General features: G+C 68.4%; 17 protein-coding genes. 5 read left to right on the top strand and 12 right to left on the bottom strand.

Annotated features, from left to right (window positions below):
- Positions 1–9 precede the first annotated feature (9 nt).
- The 4 genes from FZ983_RS22685 to FZ983_RS22700 all read right to left on the bottom strand — a co-directional run bounded on the left by FZ983_RS22685 (position 10) and on the right by FZ983_RS22700 (position 2873).
- Positions 10–582: a hypothetical protein gene (locus tag FZ983_RS22685; RefSeq protein ID WP_149225747.1), complete on the bottom strand. Its 573-nt coding sequence runs from the start codon at positions 580–582 to the stop codon at positions 10–12.
- Entirely contained in the window at positions 579–1241 is a 663-nt protein-coding gene (locus tag FZ983_RS22690; protein ID WP_149225748.1) for a ParA family protein, read from the bottom strand. Before FZ983_RS22690 ends, FZ983_RS22685 begins: the two co-directional genes overlap by 4 nt.
- A gap of 148 nt (positions 1242–1389) precedes the next feature.
- The gene (locus tag FZ983_RS22695; RefSeq protein ID WP_149225749.1) at positions 1390–2028 is read right to left on the bottom strand and encodes a hypothetical protein; all 639 of its coding nucleotides are present in this window, start codon (positions 2026–2028) and stop codon (positions 1390–1392) included.
- Entirely contained in the window at positions 2025–2873 is an 849-nt protein-coding gene (locus tag FZ983_RS22700) for a helix-turn-helix domain-containing protein (RefSeq protein WP_149225750.1), read from the bottom strand. Before FZ983_RS22700 ends, FZ983_RS22695 begins: the two co-directional genes overlap by 4 nt.
- Before the next feature lie 683 nt (positions 2874–3556).
- Between FZ983_RS22700 and FZ983_RS22705 the strand changes: the two genes are divergently transcribed.
- Complete coding sequence (locus FZ983_RS22705; RefSeq protein WP_149225751.1) at positions 3557–4789, top strand: plasmid replication protein; 1233 nt, start codon at positions 3557–3559, stop codon at positions 4787–4789.
- Between the two features lie 3 nt (positions 4790–4792).
- Here the strand turns inward: FZ983_RS22705 and FZ983_RS22710 are convergent, their stop codons facing one another.
- From FZ983_RS22710 to FZ983_RS22725, 4 genes are all read right to left on the bottom strand, one after another.
- Positions 4793–5428 (bottom strand): phosphatase PAP2 family protein, encoded by a 636-nt coding sequence (locus FZ983_RS22710; RefSeq protein ID WP_149225752.1) that lies wholly within the window; start codon positions 5426–5428, stop codon positions 4793–4795.
- A gap of 98 nt (positions 5429–5526) precedes the next feature.
- Positions 5527–6342 (bottom strand): N-formylglutamate deformylase, encoded by an 816-nt coding sequence (hutG, locus tag FZ983_RS22715; protein WP_149225753.1) that lies wholly within the window; start codon positions 6340–6342, stop codon positions 5527–5529.
- Positions 6339–7877, bottom strand: coding sequence for a histidine ammonia-lyase (gene hutH, locus FZ983_RS22720; RefSeq protein ID WP_149225754.1), 1539 nt, complete (start codon positions 7875–7877; stop codon positions 6339–6341). The genes hutG and hutH overlap by 4 nt, the downstream gene beginning before the upstream one ends.
- Positions 7874–9238 carry a formimidoylglutamate deiminase gene (locus FZ983_RS22725; RefSeq protein ID WP_149225755.1) on the bottom strand — a complete coding sequence of 455 codons (1365 nt, stop codon included), beginning with the start codon at positions 9236–9238 and terminating at the stop codon, positions 7874–7876. Before FZ983_RS22725 ends, hutH begins: the two co-directional genes overlap by 4 nt.
- A gap of 96 nt (positions 9239–9334) precedes the next feature.
- Here FZ983_RS22725 and hutI point away from each other — a divergent pair, with 96 nt between their 5' ends.
- The 3 genes from hutI (at position 9335) to hutU (ending at position 13180) form a co-directional block, all read left to right on the top strand.
- Positions 9335–10582 carry an imidazolonepropionase gene (gene hutI / locus FZ983_RS22730; RefSeq protein ID WP_149225756.1) on the top strand — a complete coding sequence of 416 codons (1248 nt, stop codon included), beginning with the start codon at positions 9335–9337 and terminating at the stop codon, positions 10580–10582.
- The gene (gene hutC, locus FZ983_RS22735; RefSeq protein ID WP_149225757.1) at positions 10579–11307 is read left to right on the top strand and encodes a histidine utilization repressor; all 729 of its coding nucleotides are present in this window, start codon (positions 10579–10581) and stop codon (positions 11305–11307) included. The genes hutI and hutC overlap by 4 nt, the downstream gene beginning before the upstream one ends.
- 190 nt (positions 11308–11497) lie before the next feature.
- Positions 11498–13180 carry a urocanate hydratase gene (gene hutU, locus FZ983_RS22740; RefSeq protein WP_149225758.1) on the top strand — a complete coding sequence of 561 codons (1683 nt, stop codon included), beginning with the start codon at positions 11498–11500 and terminating at the stop codon, positions 13178–13180.
- Between the two features lie 143 nt (positions 13181–13323).
- Here the strand turns inward: hutU and FZ983_RS22745 are convergent, their stop codons facing one another.
- The 4 genes from FZ983_RS22745 to FZ983_RS22760 are packed head-to-tail and all read right to left on the bottom strand — an operon-like array spanning position 13324 to position 16764.
- On the bottom strand, positions 13324–13767 hold the full coding sequence (locus FZ983_RS22745) for a GyrI-like domain-containing protein (protein ID WP_149225759.1): 444 nt from the start codon (positions 13765–13767) through the stop codon (positions 13324–13326).
- Between the two features lie 17 nt (positions 13768–13784).
- The gene (locus FZ983_RS22750) at positions 13785–14591 is read right to left on the bottom strand and encodes an aminotransferase class IV (protein WP_149225760.1); all 807 of its coding nucleotides are present in this window, start codon (positions 14589–14591) and stop codon (positions 13785–13787) included.
- Complete coding sequence (gene pabB, locus FZ983_RS22755) at positions 14588–15955, bottom strand: aminodeoxychorismate synthase component I (RefSeq protein ID WP_149225761.1); 1368 nt, start codon at positions 15953–15955, stop codon at positions 14588–14590. The genes FZ983_RS22750 and pabB overlap by 4 nt, the downstream gene beginning before the upstream one ends.
- A gap of 23 nt (positions 15956–15978) precedes the next feature.
- The gene (locus FZ983_RS22760) at positions 15979–16764 is read right to left on the bottom strand and encodes an SDR family oxidoreductase (protein ID WP_149225762.1); all 786 of its coding nucleotides are present in this window, start codon (positions 16762–16764) and stop codon (positions 15979–15981) included.
- A 431-nt stretch (positions 16765–17195) separates the two neighbouring features.
- Between FZ983_RS22760 and FZ983_RS22765 the strand changes: the two genes are divergently transcribed.
- Complete coding sequence (locus FZ983_RS22765) at positions 17196–17870, top strand: hypothetical protein (protein ID WP_149225763.1); 675 nt, start codon at positions 17196–17198, stop codon at positions 17868–17870.
- The last annotated feature ends 93 nt before the right edge of the window (positions 17871–17963 follow it).

Raw genomic sequence — 17963 nt, forward strand, 5'->3', positions numbered from 1 at the left:
GACGTTGCGTCAGTCCTCCTGGTCGTCCAGTGACGCCAATTCCGCCTCCACGGCGATCAGCCGTTCGCGGAGCCGCTGGCGTTCGGCCTCCAGCGCCTCCCGCCGGCTGACGTGATCGATGGTTTTGCTCCGCAGGTCGCGCTTGAAGCGGACGATCTCCGGCCGGGTGACATCGGGACGGATCAGGTTGCGCTGGTCCGCCAGCTGGAGCTGTTCGCTGGTCAGGGTGGCGAGCTGGTAGACGGTCGCATAGCTGGGCGGCAGCTTCGAGCCGGGAAGGCGTCCGCTGTCCACCGCCTCCGCCACCATGCGCAGCTGGTAGGCGACCTGATAGCCGAAAGGCAGCTCGTTCTCGACCATCGCCTGGAACTCACCATGGGGCAGGCGCATGCGGGCCTGGACGAGATAGCGGCCGATCAGCAGGAACTTCTCCTGGGCGCTGCGCCACAGGGTCGAGATCTCCTGCACGAACTCCTCGCGGCGGACGAGGTCGACGGTCGCCTCCGCCATGCGCTCGATCCGCTCGTCCACCGCGATGTGACGCCGGGCCTGTGCTTTGGAAACCTGCTTGAACCCGCTCATTGCGCCAGCTCCAGTTCATGACGGACGAAGGCCCAAACGCCGGCAACATGCTCGGCCCCCTTGCCGCCCTTCAGCTCCAAAAGTCCGATCCCGCGGCTTGCGGTGAACTGGATGTCCTCGTAATCCGGCACCTCGACCGGACAGATCCGGCCGTCGCCCAGCAGCTTGCGCTGTGCCTCGGTGAAGCCGCGGGTGCGCGGCTTGACACGGTTCATCACGAAGGCCGCGTTCTTGCCATAGCGCCGGACGAAGCGCATCCAGGGCCGGACGGAGTCGAGATCGTCGTCGCTCTGTCCGGTCGGCACCACGATCAGGTCGGAGGACAGGGCCAGCAGCTTGAACTCCTCCGGATGGTCCTCGATCGACGGCGGGGTGTCGATCACCAGCAGGTCGTAGCCGTCGATGCCGTCCAGGGCGGCTCGGATGTCGCCGGGCGTCATGCCCGCTTCGAAATGGGTGATGGACGCCATGCCGTCCGGACGCTTGGCGAACCATTTGGTCAGGCTGCGCTGAGGATCGAGATCGAGCGTTGCGACCGTGCAGCCGTCGAGCGCCGCCGCCACCGCGATGTTGCGGCTGAGCGTCGTCTTGCCGATCCCGCCCTTCGGGCCATTGACCAGCAAGCGCTTCACCGGTCCGTGCCCCGTGTCGTTGGTCATCTCATGTCCCTTTTCGCCATCGGCTGAGAACCCCTTTTAGCAAAGCGAGGACGTGGCGCAAATCTAAGACATGTCTTAGGTCCGAACCGCCGGTGCAGGGTGTCACAACTGCCACAGACGGGCAGGATATAAGACTGAATGCCGGTTATCATCGCATGCGGCGGATGGCCGAGGTCAGAACCGGACGCACCGCTGCACCGCCACCGGTTTCGGCGGTTCGCTCGCCCGCGATGGCGATGGCCCGCAGACGCTCGGCCAAGGCACGTTCGGCGGCACAGGCTTCCTCGCACAGGGCACGGATTTCGGCAATGCTGGGCCGCCATTTGCGGGTGCGGCGCCAGACCTTGGCCGCCTGATCGATCGCCCAGGCCGGGAACTCTCCCAAATCGTCCGCCCAGTCCATCGCGAGCAATTGCTCCACCTCCGGCGTTGTGGCCTTGGACGGGAAATGGCTCAGCAGTGCCAGCACCCTGCCCAGCAGATGGTTGGCCGACGCAGGTGCGAGAATGCCGTCGTCAATCTCCGCAAGAGCCCGCCGGGCAAGAGCGGCGTGACGTGGCGTCACTCCGGCCGGTGGCGTCCAATCCTCCACCACATCGGCGAAGCCGTCTTCGGTGAAACGGCTGTGGCGGCCGATCTGCCCGCGGTCGAGCAGTTGCCGCAAGGGGTCGGGCAGAGCCTCGCGCAGCATCCGGCTGCGCAGGGCCGGCGCCATGGCCGGGTCGAAGGGCAGCGGCAGGCCGGGTGACGGTGCCGGCGAGGCCGGGAACGGGTGAAGGTTGCTCATGCGCCCACTCCCCAGGGGTTGGCAGCGGCGGCGGTGGGGGTGCCGGGCTGGCCGTTCAGCCGGGCGGCGACGCTGGCCCAGGCCGACAGGCGCTTTTCGGCATCCGCGGCAGGACGTGTGGCAGGACGGTTGGCTTTGGATTGGCCTGTCGGAGTGCGGGAGGGTTCCGCGGGCTGTTGCGCCATACGCGCCATGTCCTGCAGCAACCAGGAACGCCACGCGGCGGCCACGTCGCGGTAGCGGTAGCCATGGGCACGGCACTGCTGGACGAAGCGTTCGGCATGGCGGTCGAGATCGACAACGGGAAAGCGCGTCGCCGCCCATTGGCGATCGGCTGCGGATGGGGTCCAGTCTTCGCTGACCTGTCCGGCAACAGGTTGCGCAGCGGCCGGTTCCCCACCGATTGCCTGCCGTTCGCCCGCCCGCCGGTGGAGCGTGTCCGGAATCTGTTCAGGTTCAGGCTGTTCGTGACTCGCTGCTGGACAGGGGGAGTCCGCCGACGAGTCAGCGGGGCTGTCCACCCTTGCACCCTCTCCGGCGCCGCCCGTAACGGTCAGCGCCAGACGGTAGCGGCAGCTGAGACGGCCGCCGCTGGCCGACCGCCGGTGTTCGATGGCCACAAGCCCGAGCGCTTCCAGGCGGCCCAGGATGCGGTTGACGGTCGGCCGGCTGCGTTTCAGCTTTCCCGCCAACGTCGCCTGCGAAGGCCAGCAGACGCCCATGTCGTCGGCATAGGTGCTGAGAGCGGCCAGCACGGCGAGGCCGTCGGCATCAAGATCGGGGTGATCCAGCCACCAGGCCGGAATCCGGCCCCAGCGGTTGGGGTTTGCGCTATGGTCGGTCATCTGTGGCGATACTCCTCCGTGCCGGCGGCCGGACAGGCTGCGGTGGCGGGTGGATGGCGTGATTGGCAGGGAGGATTCGAAGCGGTCCGCGGCAGAGTCGAATCGCGGGCTCGCACTCCATAGAGCAGCAGCCCGCGGATGGTCAGCGATAGCCCGCGACCTTGAAGCCCCTGCCCGCGACCATGGAGCCTTAGCCCGCGATGTCCCGCCGAATCGGAATCCTGGCGCTTCAGGCCGCGGATATGGAGCCCTTGCCCGCGATTGCCGCGCCGGATCCCGTCTGTCTTCGGGGCGATTTCCGGCTCCTCCCCGGCTGTACCTGGAGCCATAGCCCGCGTTTCCCCTCCGGCCGGGATGATCGGGAGCAATAGGGGCGGTTCGGAGACGGCACCGAGGGTGGTGTTCCGCGGCCATGGAGCGGTAGCTCGCGGTTCTCCCCTGCCGTGCCGCGGCCGATTCTCTCCGATTCTTCAGGGAGTCGTGGTTCCGCGACTTGGGAAGCCGGGACAAAGGCGGCAATCGCGGGCTATGGCTCCATGATCGCGGGCCGTTGCTCCATCACCGCGGGCTGTCGCGCCATGTGCGCGGGCTGTTGCTCCACCCCGGAGGCGGTAATTTCCTTCGGTTCTGTTGCGCCGGGGGGCTCCGCGCGCCATGGTTACTCCCGACCTTCGGAGACGTTCATGACCAAGATGGCCCCGACCAGCGCCGCGCAGCTCATCCTGTTCGAGCTGGAAGACCGTTCGCAATCGCACCTGATCGCGCTCTACGATCTGGCGCCGCGGTTCGTGTTCGTCTCCCGCGACAACGACAAGGAAAAGGTGGCGAAGGACAAGGGCGAGTTGGTCACCAAGGACAGTTTCATCAAGTCGGTACGGCGCGAGTTCGCGTTCCGCGGCCGCAACTATCGCCTGACCGTCCAACCCGCCCGTATCGACCGTCTGAGCACCGCGAAGAAGGAAGACCGCGCCCCCGGCAGCGGCCCGGATCTGGTGGAAGTCGAGATCTTCCCCTCGGAGCGCGAGCAGGTGGTGGAGCAGGTGGTGCGCCGCCTCGCCATGGACCGCTCGCGCCTGTCGTTGACCGGCGAGAACCGCGACAAGGTGCAGATGCGTTTCAGCCTGTACGAGATCCAGCGGGAACTGCGGGCGGTCAACCACACCCTGTCGATCCAGGACATCCGCGAATCCCTGACCATCCTGGCGCGGTCGCGCATCATCATCTCCACCGGCGGCAGTGCGGAGCCGGGGAAGAAGAGCCGCGGGCAGAATTTGCTGGAATCCACCGCCTTCCCGGTGCTGGCCATCCGCTCCCGTCCCGATCTGGTCGATGAGGATGGTGGGGTCGAGGAGACCTATCTGGAGTTCAACCCGCTGGTCTCCGCCGCCATCCGCGACTTGGAGTTCAAGCCGGTTTCCTACGCTTGGCTGATGAAGCTGAAATCGCCGGTGTCGCGCTGGCTCTACAATCGCCTGTCCATCGAATACGACACCGCCGACGACGATGCGAAACCGGTGTCGATCAGCGCCGACGAGATCATCAAGAACAGCGGCATGAACGAGTGGTCGCGCCGCCGTGACACGCTGCGCGTGGTGACGTCGGCCGTCGATGCGCTGGTGGACGAGGGGATTCTCGACGTCGCCGACAAGGAATACACCAAGGTCGGCAAGCGCATCGACGCCATCGACTATGTGCTGACGCCGTCGCAGAAGTTCCTGGATCAGGTCCGCCGCGGCCGCCGGGTGCAGACCACCAACATCGACCTGCTGAAGCAGATCGTCGGCAACGCCATGCGTCCGGATGGCTTCGTGCCGCTGAAGGCCGGCGAGGCGGCGGAGGTGCGCAACAAGCGCGCCAAGCGTCTGGCCGACCCGTCCAAGGCCGAACAGGCCACTCTGCCGCTGCCGAAGAAATAATGATCAGCGCGGCAGGATTCGCCGCGCCAGCAGCGTGATGGCGGTTCCCAGCAGGGCGCCGGCCAGCACGTCAGACGCCCAATGGCGGTGCCGGACCACCCGCCCGCCGGCAAGGGCCGCCGCGGTTCCGTAGATCACCAAACTTTGTGCCGGCGACCGGCTGACTGCGGCCAGGGCGGTCGCCGCGGCGAAGGCGCTCGCGGCATGGCCCGAGGGCAGCGAGCGAGCGCTGATCCGCCAGCCGGGCTTACGCCGCGGAGCGCATTCGTCGGGACGGCGGCGCTTGACGTAACGCTTGATCGAGCGGCTGGCGGTCGCGGTCGCCACAAGCCCGGCGACGCCGACGCTGCCGGCGCGGCGCAGATCCGCCTGTCCGGTCAGCAGGCCGACGATGCCGGCTATGGCGAAGCCGGGGATCAGCACATGGCGTTTTATGGCGTAATGGCCCGCGGTTGCCAGGGCTTGGCTGACCGGGCCGGGATCGCAGGTGACGATGTCGTGGACCTGCGCATCCAGCGTATCGACGGCCGTCAAGGTGGGCTGAAGGATGGCGGGGGCGGCGCGCCCGCCATAGCCGATGCCGCCACCCGGATTCTCGATGCCCCGCTGTTCGTCGTTCTGTTCGATGATGTCGCTCAACGCCGGTCCCCTGCCTCCTGCGCCTCTGCATGGGCGCCGCAGAGGAACGCGGAGCGTACGGGGGCGGTTCCGCGCCCCCGTTCAGCCCCTGTGGCGGGTCAGCCTTGCGCCGGTCGCCAGTTTGCGAAGGCGTCGAGCAGCGCTCTCAGCACCCGCTGGAGCTTTTCCGCCCGGTCGGGACGATAGGCGAAGGGCGGCGCCTCCTCGTCCATGTAGCGGTCCTGCGCCAGCTCCATCTGAATGGCGTGGACGTTTTCGGCCGGCTGCCCATAGGCGCGGGTGATGTGGCCGCCGACGAAGCGTCCGTTGGTGACGCAGGTCATCCCCTCCGCCGCCGCGGCGCTTTCCATCGCGGCGACGACGCGGGCGGCCAGCTGCGGATCGGCGCTGGTGCCGCGGGCCGTGCCCAGGTTCAGGTCGGGGAGGAGCCCGTCGAACAGGCGCGGCACATGGCTGCGGATCGAATGGGCGTCATAGAGCAGGGCGAAGCCGTGGCGGGCCTTCACCCGCGCCAGTTCCGCAGCAAGCGCATCGTGGTAGGGACGCCAGTAGGTCTCCACCCGCTGCGCCACCTCCGCCTCGTCGGGCGCCTGTCCGTCGCGGTAGAGCGGCGTGCCGTCGAACAGGGTTTCCGGGCACAGGCCGGTGGTCGCCTGTCCGGGATAGAGGCTCTCGCCGGTCGAAGACCGGTTGAGATCGACGACATAGCGGGAATAGCGGGCGCTGAGCAGCGTCGCGCCCAGGCCGGTCGCAAATCCGTACAGGCGCGGGATGTGCCAGTCGGTGTCGCGCAGGGTCAGCGCCTCGCCGGTCAGGCGGTCGGCCAGACCGGGGGAGAGGGCGGTGCCGCAATGGGGCATGCTGATGACCAGCGGCCCGTCGCCTTGAACCAGATCGAAGATGGTGTCGGTCATTGTGCGGTCTCCAGGGATACCGGCATCAGATGGTCGAGCGCACCGTTGCGCACCAGGGCGCCGATGGCGGCCAGATCCGGGGCGAAGTAGCGGTCAACCTCGTAACGCGGCACCTCGGCACGGATGGCGGCGATGGCCTGCTCCAGCCGCTCCGTGGTCTTCAGCGGTCGATGGAACTCCAGACCCTGAATCGCGGCCAAAAGCTCTATGCCGACGATGTCGGCGACATTGCCGGCGATGTCGCCCAGCCGCCGCGCCGCGAAGGTCGCCATGCTGACATGATCCTCCTGGTTGGCGGAGGTCGGCAGGCTGTCGACGCTGGCGGGGTGGGCGAGCGACTTGTTCTCCGACGCCAGCGCCGCGGCGGTGACATGGGCGATCATGAAGCCGGAGTTCAGGCCGGGCTCCGCCACCAGGAAGGGCGGCAGGCCGCTGATGGTGGTATCGATCAGCATGGCGATGCGGCGTTCGGCCAGTGCGCCGATCTCCGACGCCGCGATGGCAAGCTGGTCGGCGGCCATCGCCACCGGCTCCGCATGGAAATTGCCGCCGGATAGAACCTCGTCGGTGTCGACCAGGACCAGCGGATTGTCGGTGACGCCGTTCGCTTCGATCACCAGGGTGCGGGCCGCCTGCCGCATCTGGTCCAGAACGGCGCCCATCACCTGCGGCTGGCAGCGCAGGCTGTAGGGATCCTGCACCCGGTGGCAGTCGGGACCCTGGTGGCTGGCGTTCAGTTCGCTGCCGGTCAGCATCTCGCGGAAGGCGGCGGCGACGGCGATCTGGCCGGGCTGGCCGCGCAGCGCGCTGATGCGGGCGTCGAAGGGGCGGTGGCTGCCCATGACGGCCTCGACCGACAGCGAGCCGGCGACCAGCGCCGCCTTGAAGGTGCGCTCGATCTCGAACAGCCCGGCGAGTGCCAGACCGGTCGACACCTGGGTGCCGTTGATCAGCGCCAGACCTTCCTTGGCCTTCAGGTCGAAGACCGGCAGACCGGCGATGCGCAGCCCCTCTTCCGCCGGCAGGGTCTCTCCCTTCACCCGGACATGGCCGATGCCGAGCAGCACGCCGCACAGATGGGCCAGCGGCGCCAGATCGCCCGATGCGCCGACGGAGCCCTTGCCCGGCACCACCGGCAGCACGTCGGCCTCATAGAGCTTCAGCAGGGCATCGACCAGCGCAGGCCGGACGCCCGATGCGCCGACGGCGAGGCTGACCGCCTTGATGACCAGGATCAGCCGCACCACGCCATCGGCCAGCGGCGCGCCGACACCGGTGGCATGCGACAGGATCAGGTTGCGCTGGAGCGTTTCCAGATCGCTTGCGGCGATGTGGGTGTGGGCCAGCTTGCCGAAGCCGGTGTTGACGCCGTAGACAGCCTCGTCGCCACCGGCGATCCGGTCGATCAGGGCGCGCGAGCGCTCCATCCGCGGATAGGCCGCCGGGTCGAGCGTCAGGGCCGGACGGCCGCGGTAGATGCTGCGCAGCGTGTCGAGCGACAGCGCGCCCGGAACCAGAGTGATGGTCTCGCTCATCCCAGAAGTCTCCCAAGTGTCTTTTTGAAGCGGTCGGCGATCTCCTCCTCGCGCGGGTGGCGGCGGTCGCGGACGATTGCGTGTCCGGCGATCACCACATCGCGCACGAGGGGGGCGTTGCCGGCGAAGATCCAGCCGTCCAGCAGCGCATCGCCCTTTCGCGCGGCCAGCAGCGGGTGGTCGGTGTCGAGGACGATGAGATCGGCGCGGAGACCGGCGGCGATGCGCCCGGCCTCGAATCCTGTCGCCTGCGCGCCGCCGGCCTGTGCGTCCTCCACCAGCCGGCGGGCGGTGGAGCGGCGGGGGCCGCCGGCCAGCACGGTGCGCCGGCCGCTGGTCAGCCGCGCGCCATACTCCAGCCAGCGCAGATCCTCCACCGGGCTGACGGAGATGTGGCTGTCGGAGCCGATGCCCCAGCGCCCACCCTGGCCCATGAAGGATTCGGCAGCGAAGAAGCCGTCGCCGAGATTGGCTTCGGTGGTCGGGCAGAGGCCGGCGACGGCGCCGCTGGCGGCGACGCCCGTCACCTCGGCGTCCGTCATGTGGGTGGCGTGGATCAGGCACCAGCGGCCATCGACAGGCTGGGTCTCCAGCAGATGTTCCACCGGGCGGCGGCCATGGTGGGCGAGGCAGTCCTCCACCTCCCGGCGCTGCTCGGCGATGTGGATGTGGATCGGGCCTTGCGGGTGGGCGGCGACGGTTTCGCTGAGCAGACTGTCCGGGACGGCGCGCAGCGAATGCGGGGCGATGCCGAGGCGCACGTCGTCGTCCTCGCCATAGGCATCGCGCAGGGCCGCGGTCAGCCGGGCGAACCCTGCCCCGTCATGGATGAAGCGGCGCTGTCCGGCAGTCGGCGGCGTGCCGCCGAAGCCGGACGCGTTGTAGAGCACCGGCAGCAGCGTGATCGGCAGACCGGCGGTCCGCGCGGCGGCGACGGCGCGGTGGCTCATCTCCGCCGGGTCGGCGTAGGCGCTGCCGTCGCGGTCGCGGTGAAGGTAATGGAATTCGGCGACGGCGGTGAAGCCGGCCTTCAGCGTCTCCACATAAAGCTGGGCGGCGACCGCTTCGAAATCCTCAGGATCCATGCGGTCGAGCGCGCGGTACATCACCTCGCGCCAACTCCAGAAGCTGTCGGAGCCCTCGCCGGAGGACTCGCCCATGCCGGCGATGGCGCGCTGGTGGGCGTGGGAATGCAGGTTGGCAATGCCCGCGACGGCGGCCCCGGCAAAGCGCTCCGCCTCGGTCGGGCAGGCGGCATTGGGCGTCGCCGAGACGATCCGGCCGCGCTCGTCCGTCGTGACCAGCACATTCTCCGCCCAGCCATCCGGCAGCAGCGCTGAGGCAAAAAACAGGTTGCTCATGAGGGCGCCCTCGCTATTATAGACAACACTATACAAGTATAGGCAACCTGATGCCAAGAGGGTTGCTGCACGAACTTGTAGGAAGGAGCCGAACCGATGCCGACCAGCGCGCCGTGGGATTCCCTGTGGATCGACCTGTCCGTTGCGACGATGGGTGATGCCGACGGCTACGGCGTCATCGCCGACGCGGCGGTCGGCATCAAGGATGGCCGCATCGCCTTCGTTGGTCGGCGCGCCGACCTGACGGACGCGCCCGAGGCGTTGGCGACCCAGGTTCATTCGGGGCAGGGCGGATGGATGACCCCCGGCCTGATCGACTGTCACACCCATCTCGTCTATGGCGGTAATCGCGCCCGCGAGTTCGAGATGCGGCTGAACGGCGCGACCTATGAGGAGATCGCGCGGGCTGGCGGCGGCATCCTGTCCACCGTCACCGCCACCCGCGCCGCCAGCGAGGACCAGCTTCTGGCCGCCACCCTGCCGCGGCTGGACAGCCTGCTGGCTGAGGGCGTCACGACGGTGGAGGTCAAGTCCGGCTACGGCCTCGACACTGAAACCGAGACTCGGATGCTCTGCGTCGCCCGCCGGCTGGCCCAGGTCCGTCCGGTGGAGGTGCGCACCACTTATCTCGGCGCCCATGCCCTGCCGCCGGAATTCAAGACCGACCCGGACGGCTACATCGACCGCATCTGCGCCGAGACGCTGCCGGCCATCGCCGAAGCCGGGCTGGCCGATGCGGTGGACGCCTTTTGCGAGGGGATCGGCTTCTCCGTCGCCCAGACCCGCCGGGTGTTCGAGACGGCCAAGAGGCTCGGCCTGCCGGTGAAGCTGCATGCCGAACAGCTCAGCAACCTCGGCGGCGCCCGGCTGGTGGCGGAGTTCGGCGGCCTGTCCGCCGACCATATCGAGCATCTCGACGAGGAGGGCGTCGCGGCCATGGCGCAGGCCGGGACGGTGGCCGTGCTGCTGCCCGGCGCCTTTTATGCGTTGCGCGAGACCAGGCTGCCGCCCATCGACCTGCTGCGCCGCCATGGCGTGGCGATGGCGCTGTCCACCGACAACAACCCCGGCACTTCGCCGGTGACCTCGCTTCTGCTGATGTTGTCGATGGGCTGCACCTTCTTCCGCCTGACCCCGGCGGAGGCGCTGGCCGGCGTCACCCGCCATGCGGCGAAGGCGCTGGGGCTGACCGACCGTGGTGTGATCGCTCCGGCCAAGCGCGCCGATCTGGCGGTCTGGCGCATCGAGCATCCGGCGGAGCTGGCCTATGCCATCGGCCTGAACCCCTGCATGGCGGTGGTGAATGGCGGGATGGTGCGCAAGCCGTATGTGGGGGTCGCATGAGCGACGTCATCTCCACCGCCCAGCCGCGCTACGCCCAGATCAAGGAGGCCATCCGCCGCCGGATCAGCTCCGGCGACTGGCCGGAAGGCTTCCAGATCCCCTCGGAGCACAAGCTGCTGGAGGAATTCTCGGTCAGCCGCATGACGGTGCACCGCGCGCTGCGCGACCTGACCGACGAAGGGTTGCTGACCCGCGTGCAGGGGTTGGGCACCTTCGTCGCCGAACGGCCGCCCAGCACCGACGTGGTGGAACTGCGCAGCATCGCCGACGAGATCGCCGAACGCGGTAACACCCATTCCTGCCGGGTGGAGCAATTGCTCGCGGTTACAGCGGATGCCGGGCTGGCCCGCCGCTTCAACCTGCCGGTGGGGGCGAAGCTGTTCCATTCCGTCGTCGTCCACAGCGAAAGCGACGTGCCGGTCCAGCTGGAGGAACGCTGGGTCAACCCGGCGGTGGCGCCCGACTATCTGGAGCAGGACTTCACCCGCCAGACGCCGGGCGAGTACCTGATCCGGCTGGAATCCTCGCCGCAGGTCGAGCATGTCATCGAAGCTGTGTCGCCGACGGCGGAGATCGCCCGGCTGCTCGACATTCCCGTTACCGAGCCCTGTTTGCGCGTCACGCGCCGGACATGGGTCGGCGGGCGGGTGGTGACGGTGGCGATGCTGGTGCATCCCGGCAGCCGCTATCGGCTGGGCGCGCGGTTCCAGTTGCCGCCGCCTTAGCTATTGGTTCGCGGCCCCCTCCCTAACCCTCCCCCGCCTTTCGGCGGGAGAGGGAACTCCGCCGCTCCCGCGCTTAACCCCCTCTCCCGCGATCGGACCGGCCGTTGGCCGGCCGAGAGCGGGGGAGGGTAGGGGAGGGGGCAAAAGCACTCTTACGCACTTTCACCCTCCCACCAGGAGCCACCCACCCATGTCATCCCGCCTCGACAACCAGCGCGTCATCCGTGCCCCGCACGGCCCCGAATTGAGCTGCAAGAGCTGGCTCGCCGAGGCGCCGATGCGCATGCTGATGAACAACCTCGACCCCGACGTGGCGGAACGGCCGCAGGAGCTGGTCGTCTATGGCGGCATCGGCCGCGCCGCCCGTGACTGGGAGAGCTTCGACCGCATCGTCTCGGCGCTGAAGACGCTGAACGACGACGAGACCCTGCTGGTCCAGTCGGGCAAGCCGGTCGGCGTCTTCCGCACCCACGCCGACGCCCCGCGCGTGCTGATCGCCAACTCCAACCTCGTGCCGCGCTGGGCGACCTGGGAGCATTTCAACGAGCTGGACCGCAAGGGTCTGGCGATGTACGGCCAGATGACCGCCGGATCGTGGATTTACATCGGTAGCCAGGGCATCGTGCAGGGCACCTACGAGACCTTCGTCGAGGCCGGGCGCCAGCATTACAACGGCGACTTGAAGGGCAAGTGGATCCTCACCGGCGGGCTGGGCGGCATGGGCGGGGCGCAGCCGCTGGCCGCCACCATGGCCGGCGCCTGCATGCTGGCGGTCGAATGCCGTCCCAGCAGCATCGAGATGCGCATCCGCACCGGCTATCTCGACCGCCACACCGCCGATCTGGACGAAGCGCTGGCCTGGATCAACGAGGCCTGCGCCAAGGGCGAGGCGATCTCCGTCGGCTTGCTCGGCAACGCCGCCGATGTTTTCCCTGAGCTGGCGCGCCGTGCCGGCACCGACATCAAGGCCCGGCCGCACATCGTCACCGACCAGACCTCCGCCCATGACCCGGTGAACGGCTATCTGCCGCAAGGCTGGACACTGGAGGAATGGGAGACCGCCCGCGAAAGCCAGCCGGCCGCCGTCGCCACCGCCGCGCGCAAGTCGATGCGGGTGCAGGTGGAGGCGATGCTGGCCTTCCACGCCATGGGCATCCCGACCGTCGATTACGGCAACAACATCCGCCAGATGGCGAAGGAGGAGGGGTTGGAGAACGCCTTCGACTTCCCCGGCTTCGTCCCCGCCTATATCCGCCCGCTGTTCTGCCGCGGCGTCGGCCCGTTCCGCTGGGTGGCGCTGTCCGGCGATCCGGAGGACATCCGCAAGACCGACGCCAAGGTGAAGGAGCTGATCCCCGACGATCCGCACCTGCACAACTGGCTGGACATGGCCTCCAAGCGCATCCAGTTCCAGGGCCTGCCGGCGCGCATCTGCTGGGTGGGTCTGGGGCAGCGCCACCGCCTCGGCCTCGCCTTCAACGAGATGGTGAGGTCGGGCGAACTGAAGGCGCCGATCGTCATCGGCCGCGACCATCTCGACAGCGGTTCTGTCGCCAGCCCGAACCGCGAGACGGAGGCGATGAAGGACGGGTCCGATGCCGTGTCGGACTGGCCGCTGCTGAACGCGCTGCTGAACACCGCCAGCGGCGCGACCTGGGTCAGCCTGCACCATGGCGGCGGCGTCGGCATGGGCTTCTCCCAGCATTCGGGCATGGTCATCGTCTGCGACGGCAGCGACGCGGCGGCCAAGCGGCTGGAGCGCGTGCTGTGGAACGATCCGGCCACCGGCGTGATGCGCCATGCCGACGCCGGCTATGACATCGCCATCGACTGCGCCAAGGAGCAGGGGCTGAACCTGCCGTTTTTGAAGTAAGCGGGGAGGGTGAGGTGCATCCCCCTCTCCCCCCTGGGGAGAGGGGCGGGGTGAGGGGGATGCACATCAGGATTTTTGCGAAGGTCCCGCCGCGCGTCCCCCTCACCCTAACCCTCTCCCCGGGGGGGAGAGGGGATCCTACGTCATCCCAGCGCCGGCAGTTGCGGTGTCAGCGCCAGATGCAGTTCGTGGCGCCCGTCGGGCATGCCGGGGCGATGGCCGAAATCGAGCGCGATGCCGCTCAGTTTCATACCGTTCGCCGCGGCGTGGGCGTGCAGCCGGGCGAAGCCGTCCGGGATGGCGGAGACCGGGCCGTCATGGATGAGCCGCAGATAGCGGCCGGCATCGAGATCGACGCGGACCATGCCCGGCGGGATCTCCGTGGCCTTGGCGGCAAGGAATCCCACCAGTTCGCGCTGCATCCCGTTCTCCTCCGGCAGCGACACCGCCGCGAAGGAGGTCGCGCCGCTGTCGGCGGTGAACAGGCGCTCCCAAGCCGCCGATACTGCCGCCGGCAGATCCTCCCGGCTTGCCTCGACCATGAAGCCGATGGCGGTCAGTTCGGGATAGCTCACCGTTTCGATCATGACAGTCCCTTGCTTGCTTAGAGGTCCGGGTCGGCCAGCAGCCGGGCGAGGACTGGCCCGGCCGACCCGCTGCCGACCGGAGCGCCGTCCACCGACAGCAGCGGGCGCAGGCCCAGGCTGTTGGTCAGGATCGCCTCGTCGGCGCGGGCGAGGTCGTCGGGGGTGAGCGGCGCTTCCTCCGCGCCGTGGCGCTCCAGAACCAGGGCGCGGCGGATGCCGGGAAGGGCGCCATCGGCGACCGGCGGGGTCAGCAGCCGGCCGCCGAGCGACAGGAACAGGTTGGCGATGCTGGATTCGGCCAGCCGTCCGGCGCCGTTCAGCAACAGCGCCTCGTCGGCACCGCGCTCCGCCGCCTCCTGCCGCGCCAGGATGGAATCGAGATAGTTCAGCGACTTCAGCCGCGACAAGGGTGAATGCTCGTTGCGGCGGGTGCTGCGGGCGATCACGGCGGCGACCGGCGCCGTCATGTGGACGGCGGGAGCGACCGTCATCATCGCGGTCGGGCGGGCGTCGGGCGGCGGCAGAACCCCGCGGGCGCCGGTGCCGCGCGACAGGGTCAGGCGCAGCACGCCGTCGGCAATGCCGTCAGCCTCGATCAGCGCCGCCATCGCCTCCGACAGGGTTGCTGCGTCATAGGGCAGCGGCAGGCGCAGCAGGGCGGTTCCGGCGGACAGCCTGTCAAGATGGCGGGGCAGGTGGCGGGCTGCGCCGTCCTTGATGCGGATGGTCTCGAACAGCCCGTCGCCCAGGGTGAAGCCGCGGTCGGCCGGGTCGATCCGCGCCTCCGCAGCCGGCATCAGCCGCCCGTTCAACCAGATGGTCATTGCATCCCCTCCACCACTGGATCGCCAGCGGCGCGCAACTGGGCGCGGGCCTTGACCAGCATTTCCTCATGTTCCGCCGCCGGATCGGAATCGGCGACGATGCCGCCGCCGGCCTGGGCGATGACGTGGTCCTGCGTCACCGACAGGGTGCGGATGACGATGTTGCTGTCCATGGCGCCGTCGAAGCCGATCCAGGCCACCGAGCCGCAATAGGCGCCGCGGCGGGCGACCTCCAACTCGTCGATGATCTGCATGGCGCGGATCTTCGGCGCGCCGGTGATCGAGCCGCCGGGGCAGGCGGCGCGCAGCAGATCGATCGGCCCCAGCCCCGGCACCAGCCGGGAGGTGACGACCGACACCAGATGATGGACGCTGGCGAAGCTCTCCAGCCCGAACAGCACCGGCACCTTGACGCTTCCGACCTCCGACACGCGCGCCAGGTCGTTGCGCAGCAGGTCGGTGATCATCAGGTTTTCCGCCCGGTCCTTGATGCTGGCCGACAGTTCCGCCGCGGCGGCTGCATCGGCGGTAGGTTCGGCATGGCGCGGGCGGGTGCCCTTGATCGGCCGCGTCTCGATGGTCCGGTCGGCGCGCAGCCGGATGAAGCGCTCGGGCGAGGCACCCGCCAGCCGCAGCCGGGGGCCGCAGTTCAGGAAGGCGGCGAAGGGTGCCGGGCTGAGACGGCGCAGACGCTCGTACAGCGCATAGGCGTCGAGCGTCCCGTCCACGTCGGCCAGGAAACGCTGGGTGAAGTTCGCCTGATAGATGTCGCCGGCCCGGATGTACTCCAGCACCCGGCCGACCCGGTCGAGATAGTCGGGACGCGACAGCTCCGACCGCCAGCGCAGCGGGGCCGGCCCGGCCGATTGTTCCGGTGGCGGAACGGACAGCCGCGCGGCCATGCGGCGTGCGCGCTCCTCCGCCTCCGGCCGGGCGGCGATGACCCAGGCGCTCCGCGTCTCGCGGTCGAAGGCGGCGACCACATCGTAGAGGCCGAAGGCCATGTCCGGCTGTCCGCCCGGATTGCCATGGCAGGAGCGCAGCCCTTCCAAAGCCGTTCCGGCCTCGTAACCGACGAAGCCCACCGCCCCTCCGTTGAAGGGAACCGGGCCGGCGGCGGGCACGGGATATGCTGCCAGCGCCCGTTCCAGCGCGTCGAAGGGACTGCCGGGCACCGGCGCCCCATCGACCAGCGTCCGTCCGCCGATGGATTCAACCGTTTGAAACGGTTCGGCAACGATATAGGAAAAGCGCCCGTTCTGCGGATGGGGCGCCGCGCTGTCTAGCAGCATGGCCCAGGGCTGGGTGGCCCAGGGGCGGAACAGGGCGGCAGGGTCGCCGCAGGAGATCGGAATGGTCAGCATGGCGGGGGCAATCGGCCGGCGGCTCACATCAAGATGGTGGCGCCGCCGTCCACGACCAAGACATGGCCGTTGACATAGGACGCCGCGGCCGACGCCAGGAATACCGCCGCCCCGGCGATCTCCTCCGGCCGGCCCCAGCGGCACAACGGCGTGCGGTTGGCGAAATAGGCCCCGCGCTCGGGATCGGCGGCGATGGCCGCATTCGTTTCGGTTGCGAAAAAGCCCGGCGCAATGGCGTTGCTGGTCAGGCCAAGCGGACCGTATTCGGCGGCCAATGCCCGCACCATGCCGTTCAGCCCGGCTTTTGCCGAGGCATAGACGCTGTCGTTGGCCCGCGAGATCTGCCCGGCGACCGAGGTGATGGCGATCAGACGGCCCCGGCCCCGCGGCAGCATCAGGCGCGCCGCCTCCCGCGCCAGGATCAGGCTGGAGGCCAGATCGACGTCGAGAAGAGCCACGATCTCGTCATCGCTCAATTCGGCCAGCGGCTTGCGGTTGCGCTGGCCAACATTCTGGACCAGCACGTCGAGCCGTCCATGGTCGCGGTCGATCCGCGCGAAGGCATCGCGCACGGCCGCCCGGTTCGACACGTCGAAAGCCAGGGCCGAAGCGGTCCCGCCGGCAGTCCGTATCTCCTCGACACGCGCCTCCAGCGTCGCGGCGTCGCGGCCGTTCAGCAGCACATGCGCACCCGACCCGGCCAGCGCCCGCGCAATCTCCAGCCCCAGGCCGCGGCCCGAACCGGTGACCAGCGCCACCTGTCCGGCGAGCGAGAAAGTCGACAGATAGGGTGGGATCGTCGCGGCCATGTCTGCCCCCAGGCTGTTGCGGCGCCGCCCGTGCTGGGGGCGGCGGCGGAGATTTAGCAGACCCGCAGGCCCGATGGCACCCCGCATGCTGCCGGGGTGTCGAATCGGGGCGCATGGTCACGCCGGACGGTTGTCGTGCAGGAGCCATCAGGCTGCCCGGGCAGTGAGGAACCGCTCTGCCACGGTTGATCGTCTGGCTCAAATGCCATTAAAGGCTGAAGAAATTTCACGAAAATAGCGCCTTCAGGAGATCAGGTAATCAAGGTCGATAATAGTTCGGGCATCCATCTGCGCTGTTCGATGAAAAGCGGATTGTTCGGGTGGTGGTACTTCTTTCGCCGACCCCTCGTTATTTCGTATAGTGGGTTTGCGGAACAGGACCGCAAGCGACCGCGGATGTCGGCGCACGGTTCGTTACAGGGAGACAGGGCATGACGCGAGCGCGTTCCAACGCGGTGATCGGGGCCGTGAAGGCCGGCGACATCATGATCAAGCATCGGCACGGCCTGGGCGCCACCGGGATCGCCATCAAGATCGGCCAGCTGTTCAGCCGGGGAAAGTCGGACTTCATCCATGCCGGCATCGCGAGTTCCCCCACGACCATCATCGAGATGGATGGTGACGGGCTGCAGGAAAACAACCTGCTGACCAAGAACGCCAACTACAGCTATGACGTTTTCCGCTGCACCACCCCCGGCATCGGCGAAGGGGCGGCGCAGACCGCGATCATGATGCGGCAGGGCATCGTCGGCGGCGGCTTCGCCCAAGGGGGCACCACCCAGATGCCCTACACCATCGGCGGCGCCGTCAAGTCGCTCGGTCGCGGGGGTGGTGTGCAGTCCACCGACCGCATCAACACCCTGCTCGACCAGCTGATGGCCGGCGGGCGGGAGGCCTTCTTCTGCTCCGGCCATGTGGTTTATTGCTATCTGGTGGCGATGGAGCAGTCGAACATCGCGGTCCAGGGTAGCTTTCCGCTGCAGAACATGCAGGCGGTCTTCGGTATGGAGGCGCGTTACTACAACCCCTCCTTCCTCCACCATCATCTCAGCAACAATCAGCATTTCAGGCGGGTGGGCAAGGTGAAGGGCGCCGTGTTGGTCTGATCCGTCCGACCGTCACCCGGGCATGAAAAATGTCCGCTGTCAAGTCCTTCATTCAGACATGCAGTGGGGAAAAAGCTCTTACAGGGCAATAGG

It is taken from the genome of Azospirillum sp. B21, from assembly GCF_008364825.1.
In the GTDB taxonomy this organism is placed as follows: domain Bacteria; phylum Pseudomonadota; class Alphaproteobacteria; order Azospirillales; family Azospirillaceae; genus Azospirillum.